Here is a 14,725-nt window from a genome sequence, read left to right as displayed (position 1 = left end):
CCGGGCGGTGCGGGCCGATGACCGACCGCCACCTCGTCGACGTGCACGTGCTGCTGGTCCGCGACGGCCTCGTGCTGCTGTCGCGCCGCAGGGACGCGGACGCGCGCTTCGACGGCCGCTGGCACCTGCCGTCCGGCAAGCTCGACGCGGGCGAGTCCGTCCTGGCCGCCGCGGTGCGGGAGGCCGAGGAGGAGGTCGGCGTCCGCCTGGACCCGGCGGACCTGCGCCTGGTGCACACACTGCACGTCGCCGGTTCCGGGCTGGAACCGCGGCTGGGCCTGTTCTTCGAGGCGCGGACGTGGTCCGGCGTGCCGGAGAACCGCGAGCCGGACAAGTGCTCCGAGCTGCGCTGGTTCCCGCTCGACGCCCTGCCGGCGGACCTCATCGAGTACCCGGCCGCCGGCATCGCCGGGTACCGCGCGGGCACGCCGTTCGGCACGGCGGGGTGGGACGCGTGACAGCTGCCTGGGGGCGTCAACCCCCCTTGACGAAACTTTGATTAACCGCTTAACTAAGTCTCATGGGCCACGAACTCGACCCGGTCGCGGTCGCCATCGACATCGGCGGCACCAAGCTCGCAGCGGCGCTGGTCGAGTCGGACGGCACCGTCCTCGCCCGCCGCACCACCGCCACCCCGCCCGGTGACGCCGAGGCGGTGTGGAGCGGCCTCGCGGGCCTGCTGGACGACCTGCTCGCCCAGGCCGCCGGCCGCGCGGTGCTCGGCGCGGGCATCGCCTCGGCCGCCCCGATGGACCTGCGCGACGGCACGATCAGCCCGGTGAACATCCCCGGCTGGCGCGACTTCCCCATCACCTCCCGCGTCGGCGGCCTCCTGCCCGGCCTGCCGGTGCGGCTCGGCGGCGACGCCCTGTGCATGGCGCTGGCCGAGTACCACCACGGCAACGGCCGGGGCAGCGAGTGCCTGCTCGGCATGGTCGTGTCCACCGGCATCGGCGGCGGGTTCGTGTTCGGCGGCCGGCCGCACTTCGGCACCACCGGCAACGCGGGCCACGTCGGCCACTTCGTGGTCGACCCGGCCGGACCCCGGTGCGGGTGCGGCGCGAACGGCTGCTCGGAGGCCATCGCCAGCGGCCCGTCCATGGTGCGCTGGGCGCTGGAACAGGGCTGGCAGCCGTTGGGCGGCACGGCGGACGGCGTCGCGCTCGCCGCCGCGGCGCGGGCGGGCGACCCGACCGCGCGGGCCGCGTTCCGGCGTTCCGGTGAGGCCGTGGCGCGGGTCATCACGGTGGCGTCGGCGCTGTGCGAGATCGACCGCGTGGTCATCGGCGGTGGTGTGGCGCAGGCCTGGGACCTGCTGGAGCCGGCCGTCACCGAACCGCTCGCGGACCACGCGGGGTTGGACTTCATGCGCCGGGTCGAGGTGTGCCCGGCCACGCTGGGCGTCGACTCGGGGCTGATCGGCGCGGCGGCGCTGCTCGCTGACGCCCGCGTCCCGTCCGTGCCCGTGGGAATCTGAGGGATCGCCGTGCGCAAGCTGGAGACCATCGTCCGGGAGTACCACTGGGGTTCGCGGACCGCGCTGGCCGAGATGCGCGGCGAGCCGTCGCCGAGCCCGGCGCCGCAGGCGGAGCTGTGGGTCGGCGCGCACCCCGACGACCCGTCGCGGTTGGCGGATTCCGGGGTGGCGCTGGACCGGTACCTCGCCGCGAACCCGGCCGGGCTGCTCGGGCCGGACAGCCTGGCCGCCTTCGGGCCGCGGTTGCCGTTCCTGCTCAAGGTCTTGGCCGTGGACGCCCCGCTGTCGCTGCAGGTGCACCCGAACCGGGACCAGGCGGTGGTGGGGTTCGCCGAGCACGGCTACCGCGACGACCGGCCCAAGCCGGAGGTCCTGGTCGCCCTGACCGAGTTCGAGACCCTGTCCGGGTTCCGCCGGCCCGCGGAGACCGTGGCGCTGCTGGACGCGCTCGACCTGCCGTCGTTGGCCCCGCTGCGGTCCCGGCTCGCGGTCGGCGAGACGTGGGACGCGTTGCGCTGGGCGTTGTGCGGGGCCGACGCCGACCTGGTCGCCGAGGTGGCGGGCGCCGCCGTCCGCGTGCCGGGGCTGGCGCACGTGGCGGAGCTGGCGAAGGTCTACCCGGCGGACGCGGGCGTCGTCGCGGCGTTGCTGCTCAACGCGGTGCGGCTGCGGCCCGGCCAGGCCGTCCACGTCGGCGCCGGCGTGCTGCACGCGCACCTGCGCGGCACGGGCGTCGAGCTGATGGCCAACTCCGACAACGTGCTCCGCGCGGGCCTGACCACCAAGCCGGTGGACGTGCGCGCCGTGCTGTCCCTGGTGGACCACCGGACCGGTCCGGCCGCCGTCCTCGACGCTGAGGACGGCGGTCCACTGCGGACGTACCGGACCCCGGAGCCCGAGTTCCGCCTGCACTCCGTGCGGGACGGCGCGGTGCTTCCGGGCGACGGACCGCAACTCCTCTTGTGCACCAGCGGATCGGTGACGCTGACCCGCGGCGGCGAACAAGTCGTGCTGAGCGGCGGTGAGTCGGCTTTCCTACCTCACAGCGGGGACGCGGCCGCGGTGGCCGGCCCCGGTGAGGCGTTCTGGGCCACCACGAACCTGGGCGGCGCGTGACGGCTCACGACGTGACCGGGTGAGCACACGGGTGCGGCGGAAGGCTCATGCCGCACCCGTGTGCTCGTCGTCTTACTGGAAGGTCACGTCACTGCACAGGTAGTAGGCCTGGTCCATGTGGCTGGCCTGCCAGATCGTGAACACGGTGTGGCGGCCGGTGCGGGTGCCCGCGTTCACCTGGGCCTGGTAGAGGCCCGTGGTGCCGTAGCGGCCGGTCGAGGTGACCAGCTCCAGGTCGCTCCAGCGCAGCGGCGTGGTCGCCGTGTTGACGCCCTGCCGGGTGATGTAGATGCGGAGGTAGTCCGCGCCGTGCTTCGCCTGGTCCGTGATCGTCAGCGTGAACTGGCGCGGCTTGGTGACCGTGTTCCACGCGCCCACCGTGTCGAGCGCCCGGTAGCGGCCGCCCTCGGTGAGACCACCGCTGCACAGCTGGCCGTTCGGCAGCGCGCCCTGGTGGTTGCCGCCGACCCCGTTGCGGTACAGGCCGTTCCAGTTCCACATCGCGTTCGGGTCCGTCTTCCAGGCCTGAGCGCACATGGGGTCGGTCTGGGCCATGTTCGGGTTCAGGTGGTCACTGCCCCACCGCTGCCAGCAGCCGTAGTTGCGCGACGGCGGGTCGGTGACCGAACCGTGTGCGCTAGCGACGCCCGTAGCGCTCACCAGGACCACGACGCTGGCGGCGAGGACCGCCAGGACCGAGCTGAAGACGCCGATTACCGTCCGGAGACCGCGTCTGAAGGTCATGTGTCCTCCACATTGAGGATGTTCTAGACAGGGACTGGGAGCGCTCCCAGATCCCAAAGGTAGCGAACCGGCCACAATCTGTGAACCCCACAACCCGACGAAGCTCTTTCGGGCCGCAGATGCCGCCGAACGGCCCAGCGCGCCCCGCCGGTCGCGCGCGGCGAACGCTCCGGACGGGCGGGGTGGCGAGGCGGCGGATCAGTGGTAGACGCGTGGTGCGTCAGCCGTAGTAGCCCCGGACCACGGCGCTCGCCTCGTCCGCCATCCCGGGGCCTTCCTGTGGCACGGCGGGGAATCCGCCGCCGGGCTTCAGCGCGTTCAGCTGGTCCGTCGACAGGGCGAACACCACCCGGCCGAGCCCCGAGCGCTCGATCGCGCCGACGCACATGCCGCACGGCTGGCAACTGGTGAACATCGTGGCGCCGGCCGCGACCTCCGGGTCGAGCGACCGCGCCGCCCACCGGGCCAGCTTCAGCTCCGGGTGCGCGGTGATGTCGTCGTCGGTGACGCTGGTGTTGCGCTCCTCGGCCAGCACCGCGCCGTCCGGCCCCACCAGCAACGAGCCGAACGGCGGGTTGCCCGCCGCACGGGCCTCGGCCGCCAGTTCGATCGCCCTGCGCAAGCTCATCGGAACTCCTTCCGCACGGTGGCGAGCGCCTGCCATGCGACTTCGGGGTGCGACGTCTCCTGTGGATCGCCGACGAACGGGTCCAGCACCACGGCTTCCGCGCCGAGCGCGCGGAGTTCCGCCAGGTCGGCCACGACCTGCGCCACCGTGCCCTCGCCCAGCCGCCGTTCCGGACCGTCCACTTCGGACGTGATGTTCAAGATGATCCGGGGCGCCAACGCGGGCACGGGTTTCCCCTCCTCCGCGGCGATGACCTCCAAGCGCCCCAACGCCTCCCGGAACGCCGCGGGCGTGAGGCGCAGGCCGTGCCAGGCGTCGCCGAGCCGCACGGCCCGCCGCAACGCCGCGTCGGAGTGCCCGCCGACCCAGATCGGGACGTGCCCGGCGCGGTAGTCGGCCTCGTCCCGCCACGCCGCCCGCACCGCCCGCAGCCCCTCGTCGGTCAGCCGACCCCGCCGCTCGAACGGCACGCCCAGCGCCTCGTACTCCTGCCGCGCCCACCCGACGCCGACGCCCAGCACGAACCGCCCGCCGGACAGGTCGGCCAGGTTCGCCGCCATCCGCGCCACGAGCAGCGGGTGCCGGTACGGCAGCATGAGCACGGTGGTGCCGAGCCGGATCGTCGACGTCACGCCGGCCAGCCACGACAGCGCGGTGAACGGCTCGTAGAACGGCGCCGGGTACTGGCCCGCCACGTCCGGCGTCACGGCGACGTGGTCGGACACCATGAGCAGGTCGAAGCCGAGCCCCTCGACCGTCAGCGCCCACCGCCGCACCACGTCCGGCGACGTTCCGGGGCCGAAGTTGGGGACGTTCACACCGATCTGCACCCGACCAAGGCTAGGTGCCGGTCAGCCGATCCTGAAGAGACTTCACCCGGTCTGAACGGCTTCCAGCCGTGGATTCGACGGTAGTTTGGGCGGATGACCGGGAATCTCGATCAGACGGACTGGGCGATCCTCGGCGAGCTGCAACGGGACGGCCGGCTGCCGCTGTCCGAGCTGGGCCGCCGCGTCAACCTCAGCGCCTCGGCGACCACGGAACGCGTCCGCCGGCTGGAGTCGAGCGGGATCATCACCGGCTACCGGGCCGAGGTCGACCTCGACAAGGTCGGCTACGCCGTGCTCGCCGTGGTCCGCCTCAAGTACCCCGGCAACCGGCACGAGCCGCTGCACGCGCTCCTCGCCGAGCGGCCGGAGATCCTGGAGTGCCTGCGCACCACCGGCGACGACTGCTACACCCTCAAGGTCGCGGCCACGTCGATGACGCACCTGGAACGGGTCGTCAACGACCTCACCGGCTTCGGCAGCACGACCACGAACATCGTCTACAGCCAGACGTTGCCGTACCGGGGCGTGTCGCCCGCCTGAGCGGACCCGCCCCGGCCGGTCACCACTGCCAGGCGACGGCGGGGTGGCACCTCGCCGGGTCGAGGTCGCGGGCGCCCGCGACGATCACCCCGTCCGGGCGCACCCAGCACTTGGTCGCGTCCCACGCTTGCCGCCACTCGCCGAGCAGCGCGCCGTCGGCGTCGTACGCGCGCACGACGCCGAGCGCGTCCCAGCCCTCCGGCGCCTGCCAGTCCGACGGGTGCGCCAGGCGGGCCACGAACGTGCCGTTGGCGATCCGCGCCTCCACCGACCGCCCGCCGTGCTCGTAGACGACCTTGGCGACGTCACCCGTCACGCGGCCGACGGCCATGTCGTGCCCGGGGATGCCCGCGTGCTCGGCCTTGCCCCCGTCACCGCCGCTCGCGGACCCCAGCTCGTCCAGGGCGAGCACGCCGGGCAGCCACCCGGAGTCCCAGACCACGCCGCCGGCCGCGTTGTACGCCATCACGGGACCGTCGACCGTGCAGCTGACCAGCTCGCTCGCGGTGTAGAGGAGGGCGAACGTCCCGACCTCGTCGGTGACGTACTGGTGCAGCGTGGCCTTGCCCGGGCGCAGGGTGCTCTCCTGGCAGCCCCGCTCGACCTCGGCGACCCGTTCCGGCGAGAGGCCGGGGATGACCGGCGTCCGCCTCGACGGCGTGGCGGGCGGGGCGGACGACGGCTCGGTCGCCGCGGACTGGGCCGTGCCGCTCGACGCGGTGTCGGCGGCGTCGCGCCGCTGCCCCGGCGCGAGCACCGCGACCAGGACCACGACGGCCGCGGCGGCGACCCCGGCGGTGATCAGGGGGGCGAACCGCACCGGACGTCGACGCCCGGCGACCTCCTGTTCCAGCCGCGCCCGGATCTGCCCGTGGCGGTGGGGCGGGAGGTCCCGGGTCGGGGGGAGTGCGTCGTTCATCGGTCCTCCAGGGTCAGCGCGGGGACGGCGACGACCGGGGGCGTGCCGAACCTGCGGGTCAACCGCGCCTTCGCCTTGCTGACCCTGGCCCGCACGCTCCCCTCGGCGATCCCGAGCACGCCGGCGGCGTCCGCGTAGGACACCCCGGACCACACGCACAGGGCCAGGGCCTCCCGCTCGTTGCGCGGCAGCTCCGCCACGGCCTCCAGCAGCCGGGCCATCCGCCGCTGGTCGTCGACCCGCTCGGCGACCAGGTCGGCGTGGTCGGGGACCGGGGTCTCCACCGGCGCCCTGCGGAACAGCCGCAGCCGCCGCGCCACCGTCCGCCGGTCGCTGCGCACCACGTTCGTGGCCACCGCGAGCAGCCACGGCAGCGCGGAGTCGTGCTCCAGCCGCAGCCGGTCGCGCTTGCGCCAGGCCACCAGGAACGTGTTCTGGAGGTGGTCCTCGGCGGCCGCCCACGACGCGGTCAGCCGGAAGCAGTGGTTGTAGACGGCCTTGGCGTGCCGGTCGAACAGCGCGCCGAAGGCCGGTCCACTCCCTGCCGCGGCCTGTGACCACAGGGTGCGGTCGTCGGGGTCATCGGTCGTCATGTCCCGGTTGTGCCCGCCGGTCGGGGAAGTGTTGCCTCCCCGACCCTAGCCGGCCCCGACCAGGCGCCCCGACGGTGACCAGGCGCCCCGACCAGGCGCCCCCGACCATGCGCCCCGACCAGGCTGCCTCGGCGGTGGCCGCCGAAGCGCCTGAACGGCGTTCAACCGCGCCTACACGGCGTTCAGCAGGTCCAGCGCGCTCTGCTGGCGTGCCGCGTCGGCCCGGTCGAACGGCCCGGCCCACCGCAGGCCGTAGGCGTCCAGCGCGTTCCGGTTGGCCGCGTACGCCGTGTCGGCCTGCCGGCGCAGGTACGTCGTGTACGGCCGGTCGGGCAGCACCCGGTTCAGCACGCCCAGGGACCGCGCGTAGATGCCCTTGAACGACGGGCCGTCCGGCTCGCAGTTGGCCGGCTCGCACGGTTCCCGCAGGATGCCCGAGCTGTTCAGGATGCCGGTCGTGGACGACGCGTCGGCCACCTGCCTGGCCCGCGTGAGCAGCGCCGCGTCGCCGGTGGCCCGGTTCAGCTCGACCAGCGCGGCGATGACCACCCCCTGGTTGTAGCTCCACACCTGGTCGCCGTTGTTCCGGCACGTGCTGGTGCTGATGCCGTCGTTGACCAGGTTCGAGCCGTTGACCAGGCCGACCCCGGTGAACCAGGCCCAGCCCGCCCGCGCCCGGCCCAGGTACGTCGCGTCGCCGGCGATCCGGTTGTGCAGCGCCGCGTTGAGCTGGACGTAGAGGGAGTTGGAGATGGCGTTCTTGGCCGTCCGGGTGGTCCGCCACCACACCCCGCCGCCGCACACGCCGTCCCAGTACGCGTGCATGTGGTCGGCGGCGATCCTGGCCGTGGCCAGGTACCGCGGGTCGCCGGTGAGGTCGTGCGCGGCCACCCACGCCAGGCCCCACCAGCCGGTGTCGTCCAGGTAGTCGTTGCGGAAGTGGCCCAGGTGGGCGTTGACGTTCCGGTCGTACGTCTCCGCGATCGCGTACCGGTAGCTGCCCATCCCGGAGACGCGGATGTTGTCGACCAGCGCGGTGAGCCCGTTGGCCGTGTTCCACCAGCCGGTGGTGGCGAACCGCCCGGTGGCGTTGTCGTAGAACTGCATCAGGGCGGTCGCGGCGGCGGTGCGCCGGTCGTGGGCGTTCCACGTGGTCCGGGCCCACGCCGTGCAGGCGATGTCCGGCCGGTCGGACGCCTTGCCGCACGCGCGCAGCGCGCCGACGCCGCGGTTGGCCCAGTCGTCCACGTTGAACATTTGGGTGCGCCACCCGGTCGCACCGGCGGGGATCGCGGTGACGCCGAGCCGCGAGCCGGACGACCACGTGCGGCCGCCGTCGAACGACCGGTCCAGCCAGACCTCGTCGCCGGGGCTGCCGGTGCCGACGGACGCCCAGCCCATCGCGTCGGCGTCGTTGAAGTGCAGGGCGAACCGGCGGCCGAACAGGGTGGCCGACACGGCTTCGCGGTCACGGGGCGCGAGCGCGGGATCGCGCGGCTCGCAGAACTTGTTGCAGATCACCGCCGCCGGTTGGGCGGACGGGGACGGCTGGGCCTCGGCGGGGGAGGCGACGGTGACGAGCAGGGCCGCCGCCAGCGGGGTTGATCTCATCGTTGAGACCTCCGGAAGGTGAGAGCGCTCTCACAACCTTCCGCCCACGCTAGCGGCGGCCCTTCGATCCCGTCAACGCCCGCCGGGCGTCGCGGGAACGGCCGGGCCGGCGGGCGGTTCGGGCCGGTTGCGGGAACCGCCCGCCGGTGGCGCCACGCGTCGGACGTGCCGGACGCGCGGGTGGGTTCGCTCAGGAGTGCGGGCAGGTGTCCCGGTACTCGGAGATCGCGGCGCCGCTGGGCGCGGGGCAGAGGAACTGCTCGTAGCGGGTGTCGTTGTCCACGAACCGCTTCAGCCACGCGATGCTGTACTTGGCGATGGTGGTGTTCGAGCTGTTCGGCGCGTAGTGGCTCGCGTCGTTCAGCTCCAAGTAGGCCTTGTCCAGCGTGGCCGGCAGGCTCGTGTAGAACGGCTCCGAGTGCGACGAGACCGGTGCGACGGAGTCGTTCTCCGCGCCCACGACCAGCGTCGGCGTCTGCACGGTCGACCACGTCTTCGTGGTGTTCCACGCGGTGAGCGGGATCGACGCCTGCAGGCTCGGCCGGTCCTTGGTCGCCTCCAGCGCGCCGCCGCCGCCCATCGAGTGGCCCATGACGCCGAGGCGCGTGGCGTCGATCCGACCGCGCACGGAACTGCTGGTGGTGAGGTAGTCGAGCGCCGCGAGCAGCTGGTCGCCGCGCGAGGTGGGCTGGTCGTAGCGGGAGTTGGTGTCGATGATGAAGATGACGAAGCCCTGCGACGCCAGGCGCGGCCCGAGCCAGGACAGGCTGGACTGGGTGGCCGTGTAGCCGGGCGAGACGGCGACCGCGCCGAACGTGCCCTCGGCGGTGCTGGTCGGGTAGTGGATCGTGCCGCCGCCGAAGCCGCGCACGCTCGTCGCGGACACGGAGACCTGGCTGGTGGCGAACGGGCCGCGCACCGCCTCGATGCTCGACGTCGACGGCGCGGGGCCGCGTTCGTACGGGTTCTCGGCGGCCTGGGCGACCGCGCCGGACGTGGTGAGGGCGACCGCCGCGGCGAGGATCAGGACGCGGCGGGACAGGGGAGACCTCAGTGACATGGTGTGCTCTTCCCGGCGTGGCAAGGACTTGCAGGAGTCCTCAGTGGACCGTGCTGACCGGAGCCGAGTCTGGCCCACTACCTACTCGAGCGTCAAGTAACCGTCTCGACACGCTGGGTGACGTGAAGGTCATTCATTTTCGCGGTACCGGGAAACCGGTCGGCGACCGTAACTCCTACCTGCGAGGAAGCGCTCCCACGGAGGTCTTGACCGTGCCCGGCGCGGTCGCGAGGATCGGGCGCGACAGAGCCGTCGCACGAAGACGAACGGAACCGCCGATGCCCCGCAGACAACTGAGCGCCGCGCTGGCCGCGGTGCTCGCCGCCGGTCTCATCACCGGAGGCGCCGCCGCCTCCCCGGAGCCGACCTCGGCCCAGCCGGTCATCGGTGAGCCGCGCACCGAGCACGGCTGCGCCCGGATCGAGGACGACCTCCCGGAGCTGTCCGACTGGCCGAAGGTCCAGAGCCGGGTCAAGACCAACCGGGACGACGAGCGGCGGGTCAGGGAGATCCTCGCGGGCATGACGCTGGCCGAGAAGGTCGGCCAGATGACCCAGCCGGAGATCGCCGCGATCACGCCGGACGAGGTCCGCGAGTACGGCATCGGCTCCGTCCTCAACGGCGGCGGCTCGTGGCCGAACCGCGACAAGCACGCCGCGCCCGAGGCGTGGCTGGGCTTGGCCGACGCCTACTGGGACGCCTCCAAGGCCAGCCGCACGCAGATCCCCGTCATCTGGGGCATCGACGCCGTGCACGGCAACAACAACGTCTACGGCGCGACGGTCTTCCCGCACAACATCGGCCTCGGCGCGGCGCACGACCCGTGCCTGATCCGCGACATCAGCAAGGCGACCGCCGAGCAGATCCGCGCCACCGGCCAGGACTGGGCGTTCGCGCCGACGCTGGCCGTGCCGCTGGACGACCGGTGGGGCCGCACGTACGAGGGCTACTCCGAGGACCCGCGGATCACCCGCGCCTACGGCTACGAGGCCGTGAAGGGACTGCAGGGCAGCAGCCGCAACCGGGTGGACGTGCTGGCCACGGCCAAGCACTTCATCGGTGACGGCGGCACGATCGGCGGCAAGGACCAGGGCGTCAACCCGTCGTCCGAGGCCGAGATGATCAACGTCCACGGCCAGGGCTACTACGGCGCGCTCGCCGCGGGCGCCCAGACCGTGATGGTGTCGTTCAACAGCTGGACCAACGAGGAGCACGGCATCGCCGAGGGCAAGCTGCACGGCAGCAAGCTCGCGGTGAACGACATCCTCAAGGGCAAGATGGGCTTCGACGGCCTCGTCGTCTCCGACTGGAACGGCATCGGCCAGGTCGCGGGCTGCACCAACGCGAGCTGCCCGCAGGCGATCAACGCGGGCATCGACGTGGTGATGGTGCCGAACGACTGGAAGGCGTTCATCGCCAACACGATCGCCCAGGTCGAGGGCGGTCAGATCCCGATGTCCCGGATCGACGACGCGGTGACCCGCATCCTGCGCGTCAAGATCCGCTCGGGCGTGCTGGACGGCGAGAAGCCGTCGCTGCGCGACCACGCGGGCTCGGCCGACGCGCTGGAGGCGCGCAAGCTGGCCCGCAAGGCGGTCCGCGAGTCCCAGGTGCTGCTGAAGAACAACAACCGCGTGCTGCCGCTCGCGTCCACGTCGAAGGTGCTGGTCGTCGGCAAGAGCGCGGACAGCCTGCAGAACCAGACCGGCGGCTGGACGCTGAGCTGGCAGGGCACCGGCAACACCAACGCCGACTTCCCGAACGGCACCACCATCCTCGGCGGGCTGAAGGAAGCCCTCGGCGAGGACAACGTGGTGTTCAGCGAGACCGGCGACGTCGACCCGGCCGGGTTCGACGCGGTGGTCGCGGTGATCGGCGAGACCCCGTACGCGGAGGGCGTCGGCGACATCGGCAAGCGCTCGCTGGAGGCCGCCAAGCTGTACCCGAACGACCTCGCCGTGCTGGACAAGGTCAGCGGCAAGGGCGCGCCGGTCGTCACGGTGTACGTGTCGGGCCGTCCGCTGCACGTCAACAAGGAGCTGAACCGCTCGGACGCGTTCGTGGCGGCGTGGCTGCCCGGCACCGAGGGCGGTGGCGTGGCCGACCTGCTCGTCCGCGGCAGGCACACGTTCCCCGGCTTCACCGGCGAGCTGTCGTTCTCGTGGCCGCGCAGCGCGTGCCAGACGCCGCTGAACGCCGAGGGCGACCCGCTGTTCAAGCCGGGCTACGGCCTGCGCAGCTGGGAGACCGGCAACGTCGGTCAGCTCGACGAGTCCTCTCCTGAGTTCGGCTGCGCCGGCAACGGCGGCGGCGGCACCGCGACCGAGGACCTGGAGCTGCACGTCCGCACGGACGTCGCGCCGTACCGCAGCTACATCGGCTCGCCCGACAACTGGAGCGGCACCGAGCTCGGCCCGGACGGCGAGGCGGCGCACAGCTCGATCAACGTCGTGCCGGCGGACGTCAACGTGCAGGGCGACGCGATGAAGACGACGTGGACCGGCACCGGGCCGGGCCAGGTCTACCTGCAGGACCCGGCAGGCGGCAGCGACCTGCGCGGGTACCTCAACGCCAACGCGGCGCTGGTGTTCGACGTGATCGTGCACCAGGCCCCGGCCGCGCGGACCGTCGTCAGCGCGCACTGCCAGTACCCGTGCTTCGCCGAGGTCAACGCGACCGGCCTGTTCGGCGGGCTGCCCACGGGCGTGAAGTCGACGGTGAAGATCCCGATCTCGTGCTTCGGCAACGGCGGGCTGGACCTGGAGAACGTCAACACGCCGTTCCTGGTCTACACCGAGGGTGCGTTCCAGGCGTCGTTCGCGAACGTGCGGTGGGTGCCGAAGGCGGCCGCCGACCCGGACGCGAAGACGTGCGCGGAACTGGGCTGACCTGACCTGATCGGGAGGGGGTCGGCCGCCGGCCCCCTCCCGGTCTTCAGTCCCGCTCTTCAATCCCGCGGTCCCAGTCCCGCGGCCTTCAGTAGCCGACGGTGAACCGCGCCCGCCGGTGCCGCGGCGTCTCGGCCTCGTCCAGCAACGCCACCGCCAGGTCTTCCACGGAGATCTCCGTGCCCACCTGCTCGTCCCGGCCGACCCGGAACACGCCGGTCCGCGCGCCGGGTTCCAGCAGCGACGGCGGGCTGAGGTAGGTCCAGTCGGCGGTGCGATCGGCCCGGCACACCGCCAACTGCTCGGCGCACGCCCGCGCGATCGGCTTCAACGCGTCCGGGAAGTCGGGCGCCTCCTCCACCGTGTGGCCCCCGGGCGTGACGAGCGTGGCCGCCCCGCCGACGACCAGCAACCGCACCCCGGTCTCCGCGGCACCGGCGAGCAGCGCCCGTGCGGCCGCCACCAGCTCCGCCTCCCGCCCGTCCGCCGGCCGGGTCGCGCTGATCACCACGTCCCGGCCCGCGCTGAGCCGCACGACGTCCGCGACGACGCTCGCGTCACCGACCTCGCGGCCGGGACCGGGCCTCCGGCTGACGGGCGTGACGTCGTGGCCACGCCGCCGTGCCTCCTCGACCACCTGGCGGCCGACGCCACCGAGCGCTCCGAACACCGTGATCCTCATGCCTTTCCCCCATCTCCTCACCTGATCCCGCCCGCGCGGGACTGCTTCCGGCCGAACTCCTCTGCGCGCTCCTCTGCGCGGAACTCCTCTGGGCCGAACTCCTCTGGGCAGAATTCCTTTGGGCCACGACGAGCGCGCCGAGCACGACCACCGCGCCGACCACCTGCGACGCCGTCAACCCCTGGTCGAGCAGCAGCCAGCCGACGGCCGTGGCGACCACCGGGCTGAGCAGCCCGAGGAACGTGACCTGGGTGGCGGGCAGCACGCGCAGGCCGCGGAACCACAGGGCGTACGTGAGCGCGCCGCCGATCAGCCCGAGGTACGCGAAGCCGCCGAGGTTCGTCGCCGTGAGCGCGGGCGGCAGCCCTTCGACCAGCAACGTCACCGGCAGCAGCACCACGCCGCCCGCGACGAGCTGCCACCCCGTGACGGCGAGCAGCGGCGCGGGCGTGGTCCACCGCTTGCTCAGCACCACCCCGGCGGCCATCGCCACCGCGCCGCCGAGCGCCGCCGCCACCCCGACCACGTCGAGCCGCGCGTCCGCCCGCAGCACCAGCAGCGCGACGCCGACGATGCCCGCGATGGCGGAGAGCGCGACCCGCGCCGTCATCCGCTGCCCGAGCAGCACCGCCGCGAGCCCGGCCACGACCAGCGGCTGGACCGCGCCGACCGTCGCCGCGACCCCGCCGGGCAGCCGGTACGCGGCCAGGAACAGCAGCGGCAGGAACAGCCCGATGTTGAGCGCGCCGAGCACCGGCGACCGCCACCACCAGTCACCCCGCGGCAGCCGGCGGGTGACCGCGACCAGCAGCAACCCGGCCGGCAGCGCGCGCAGCAGGCCGGCCAGGAGCGGCCGGTCCGGCGGCAGGTACTCCGTCGTGACGAAGTAGGTCGTGCCCCACACGGCGGGGGCGAGCGCCGTCACCACTTTGCTTAGCACTAAGACAAAGTAGCTTACCGCTAAGCTATCTGCCCGGTGACTTACCTCACCGCTAAGCTAGTTCGATGGCAGACCACGTCGACCTCGTGCTCGGTCAGTGGCACGCGCAGCGCCCCGACCTCGACGTCTCGCCGATGGCGGTGATCGGGCGGCTCAGCCGCCTGGCGCGCGTGGTGGACGGCGAGCTGGGCAGGACGTTCGCCCGGCACGGTCTCGACCGCGCGTCGTTCGACGTCCTGGCGACGCTGCGCCGCAGCGCGCCGCCGCACCGGCTGACGCCGACCGAGCTGATGCGCGCCTCGATGGTCACGTCGGGCGCGATCACCCAGCGGCTCGACCGGCTCCAGGCCCGCGGCCTGGTGGCCCGAACGCCCAACGAGCACGACGGCCGCGGCGTCGTCGTCGAGCTGACCGACGAGGGTCGCGACCTGGTCGACCGGACGCTGCCCGACCACCTCGCCACGGAGAACCGCCTGCTCGCCGCGTTGACGAAGGACGAGCGGGCGGCGTTGGCCGACACCCTGAAGTGCCTGCTGGAGTCACTCGGCGACGAGTGACCCGCGGCCGTCGAGCGGCCACCTGAGACGTCCGCACGGGCCCGTCGCGACAAGTTTCTTCACTTACGAAACTTACGGCGCTATCGTGCGTTCCCAGCGAGTGCCGCTCAACACCTCGGCCGAGCCGAGAATCCGACAGC

The 14,725-nt window shown here is 72.9% G+C and carries 15 protein-coding genes; 6 read left to right on the top strand and 9 right to left on the bottom strand.

Annotated elements, in window-relative coordinates:
* Positions 1 to 17: 17 nt before the first annotated feature.
* The 3 genes from ACRAKH_RS29575 (at position 18) to manA (ending at position 2,593) form a co-directional block, all read left to right on the top strand.
* Positions 18 to 458 carry an NUDIX hydrolase gene (locus ACRAKH_RS29575; protein ID WP_380720706.1) on the top strand — a complete coding sequence of 147 codons (441 nt, stop codon included), beginning with the start codon at positions 18 to 20 and terminating at the stop codon, positions 456 to 458.
* 62 nt (positions 459 to 520) lie between these two features.
* Positions 521 to 1,477: an ROK family protein gene (locus ACRAKH_RS29570; protein ID WP_447009424.1), complete on the top strand. Its 957-nt coding sequence runs from the start codon at positions 521 to 523 to the stop codon at positions 1,475 to 1,477.
* Between the two features lie 9 nt (positions 1,478 to 1,486).
* Entirely contained in the window at positions 1,487 to 2,593 is a 1,107-nt protein-coding gene (gene manA / locus ACRAKH_RS29565; RefSeq protein WP_380720711.1) for a mannose-6-phosphate isomerase, class I, read from the top strand.
* 72 nt (positions 2,594 to 2,665) lie between these two features.
* On the opposite strand, the gene ACRAKH_RS29560 is transcribed toward manA, so the two are convergent.
* From ACRAKH_RS29560 to ACRAKH_RS29550, 3 genes are all read right to left on the bottom strand, one after another.
* Positions 2,666 to 3,337, bottom strand: coding sequence for a lytic polysaccharide monooxygenase auxiliary activity family 9 protein (locus ACRAKH_RS29560; RefSeq protein ID WP_380720714.1), 672 nt, complete (start codon positions 3,335 to 3,337; stop codon positions 2,666 to 2,668).
* A 220-nt stretch (positions 3,338 to 3,557) separates the two neighbouring features.
* Positions 3,558 to 3,965 (bottom strand): nucleoside deaminase, encoded by a 408-nt coding sequence (locus ACRAKH_RS29555; RefSeq protein WP_380720717.1) that lies wholly within the window; start codon positions 3,963 to 3,965, stop codon positions 3,558 to 3,560.
* A complete protein-coding gene (locus tag ACRAKH_RS29550) occupies positions 3,962 to 4,795 on the bottom strand; it encodes an LLM class flavin-dependent oxidoreductase (protein ID WP_380720720.1) in 834 nt (277 codons plus the stop codon). The genes ACRAKH_RS29555 and ACRAKH_RS29550 overlap by 4 nt, the downstream gene beginning before the upstream one ends.
* Before the next feature lie 93 nt (positions 4,796 to 4,888).
* On the opposite strand from ACRAKH_RS29550, the gene ACRAKH_RS29545 reads away from it, so the two are divergent.
* Entirely contained in the window at positions 4,889 to 5,335 is a 447-nt protein-coding gene (locus tag ACRAKH_RS29545) for an Lrp/AsnC family transcriptional regulator (protein WP_380720723.1), read from the top strand.
* Positions 5,336 to 5,354: 19 nt separating this feature from the next.
* Here ACRAKH_RS29545 and ACRAKH_RS29540 read toward each other — a convergent pair whose 3' ends face one another.
* From ACRAKH_RS29540 to bdeA, 4 genes are all read right to left on the bottom strand, one after another.
* Positions 5,355 to 6,254, bottom strand: a complete 900-nt coding sequence (locus ACRAKH_RS29540; protein WP_380720727.1) for a hypothetical protein — start codon at positions 6,252 to 6,254, stop codon at positions 5,355 to 5,357.
* Positions 6,251 to 6,847 (bottom strand): RNA polymerase sigma factor, encoded by a 597-nt coding sequence (locus ACRAKH_RS29535; RefSeq protein WP_380720730.1) that lies wholly within the window; start codon positions 6,845 to 6,847, stop codon positions 6,251 to 6,253. Before ACRAKH_RS29535 ends, ACRAKH_RS29540 begins: the two co-directional genes overlap by 4 nt.
* A 171-nt stretch (positions 6,848 to 7,018) precedes the next feature.
* Positions 7,019 to 8,458, bottom strand: a complete 1,440-nt coding sequence (locus ACRAKH_RS29530) for a glycoside hydrolase family 76 protein (protein WP_380720733.1) — start codon at positions 8,456 to 8,458, stop codon at positions 7,019 to 7,021.
* 190 nt (positions 8,459 to 8,648) lie between these two features.
* Positions 8,649 to 9,518, bottom strand: coding sequence for a bis(hydroxyethyl) terephthalate hydrolase (gene bdeA / locus ACRAKH_RS29525; RefSeq protein WP_380720736.1), 870 nt, complete (start codon positions 9,516 to 9,518; stop codon positions 8,649 to 8,651).
* A gap of 278 nt (positions 9,519 to 9,796) precedes the next feature.
* Here bdeA and ACRAKH_RS29520 point away from each other — a divergent pair, with 278 nt between their 5' ends.
* The gene (locus ACRAKH_RS29520) at positions 9,797 to 12,406 is read left to right on the top strand and encodes a glycoside hydrolase family 3 N-terminal domain-containing protein (protein WP_380720739.1); all 2,610 of its coding nucleotides are present in this window, start codon (positions 9,797 to 9,799) and stop codon (positions 12,404 to 12,406) included.
* Positions 12,407 to 12,494: 88 nt separating this feature from the next.
* On the opposite strand, the gene ACRAKH_RS29515 is transcribed toward ACRAKH_RS29520, so the two are convergent.
* Both ACRAKH_RS29515 and ACRAKH_RS29510 read right to left on the bottom strand, forming a co-directional pair.
* Positions 12,495 to 13,043, bottom strand: coding sequence for an NAD(P)-dependent oxidoreductase (locus ACRAKH_RS29515; protein ID WP_447009423.1), 549 nt, complete (start codon positions 13,041 to 13,043; stop codon positions 12,495 to 12,497).
* A complete protein-coding gene (locus ACRAKH_RS29510; protein WP_447009422.1) occupies positions 12,964 to 14,028 on the bottom strand; it encodes an EamA family transporter in 1,065 nt (354 codons plus the stop codon). The genes ACRAKH_RS29515 and ACRAKH_RS29510 overlap by 80 nt, the downstream gene beginning before the upstream one ends.
* A 65-nt stretch (positions 14,029 to 14,093) precedes the next feature.
* On the opposite strand from ACRAKH_RS29510, the gene ACRAKH_RS29505 reads away from it, so the two are divergent.
* A complete protein-coding gene (locus ACRAKH_RS29505; RefSeq protein WP_380720745.1) occupies positions 14,094 to 14,585 on the top strand; it encodes a MarR family winged helix-turn-helix transcriptional regulator in 492 nt (163 codons plus the stop codon).
* The last annotated feature ends 140 nt before the right edge of the window (positions 14,586 to 14,725 follow it).

Source organism: Saccharothrix hoggarensis, from assembly GCF_052936025.1.
Note: the sequence above shows the minus strand (reverse complement) of the source record. Positions and strands in the feature narration are given on the sequence as shown.

Coding starts and splice junctions, on each gene's coding strand:
- ACRAKH_RS29575 (WP_380720706.1), top strand. CDS start 18: ATGACCGACCGCCACCTCGTCGACGTGCACGTGCTGCTGGTCCGCGAC.
- ACRAKH_RS29570 (WP_447009424.1), top strand. CDS start 521: ATGGGCCACGAACTCGACCCGGTCGCGGTCGCCATCGACATCGGCGGC.
- ACRAKH_RS29560 (WP_380720714.1), bottom strand. CDS start 3,337: ATGACCTTCAGACGCGGTCTCCGGACGGTAATCGGCGTCTTCAGCTCG.
- ACRAKH_RS29555 (WP_380720717.1), bottom strand. CDS start 3,965: ATGAGCTTGCGCAGGGCGATCGAACTGGCGGCCGAGGCCCGTGCGGCG.
- ACRAKH_RS29545 (WP_380720723.1), top strand. CDS start 4,889: ATGACCGGGAATCTCGATCAGACGGACTGGGCGATCCTCGGCGAGCTG.
- ACRAKH_RS29540 (WP_380720727.1), bottom strand. CDS start 6,254: ATGAACGACGCACTCCCCCCGACCCGGGACCTCCCGCCCCACCGCCAC.
- ACRAKH_RS29535 (WP_380720730.1), bottom strand. CDS start 6,847: ATGACGACCGATGACCCCGACGACCGCACCCTGTGGTCACAGGCCGCG.
- ACRAKH_RS29530 (WP_380720733.1), bottom strand. CDS start 8,458: ATGAGATCAACCCCGCTGGCGGCGGCCCTGCTCGTCACCGTCGCCTCC.
- bdeA (WP_380720736.1), bottom strand. CDS start 9,518: ATGTCACTGAGGTCTCCCCTGTCCCGCCGCGTCCTGATCCTCGCCGCG.
- ACRAKH_RS29520 (WP_380720739.1), top strand. CDS start 9,797: ATGCCCCGCAGACAACTGAGCGCCGCGCTGGCCGCGGTGCTCGCCGCC.
- ACRAKH_RS29505 (WP_380720745.1), top strand. CDS start 14,094: ATGGCAGACCACGTCGACCTCGTGCTCGGTCAGTGGCACGCGCAGCGC.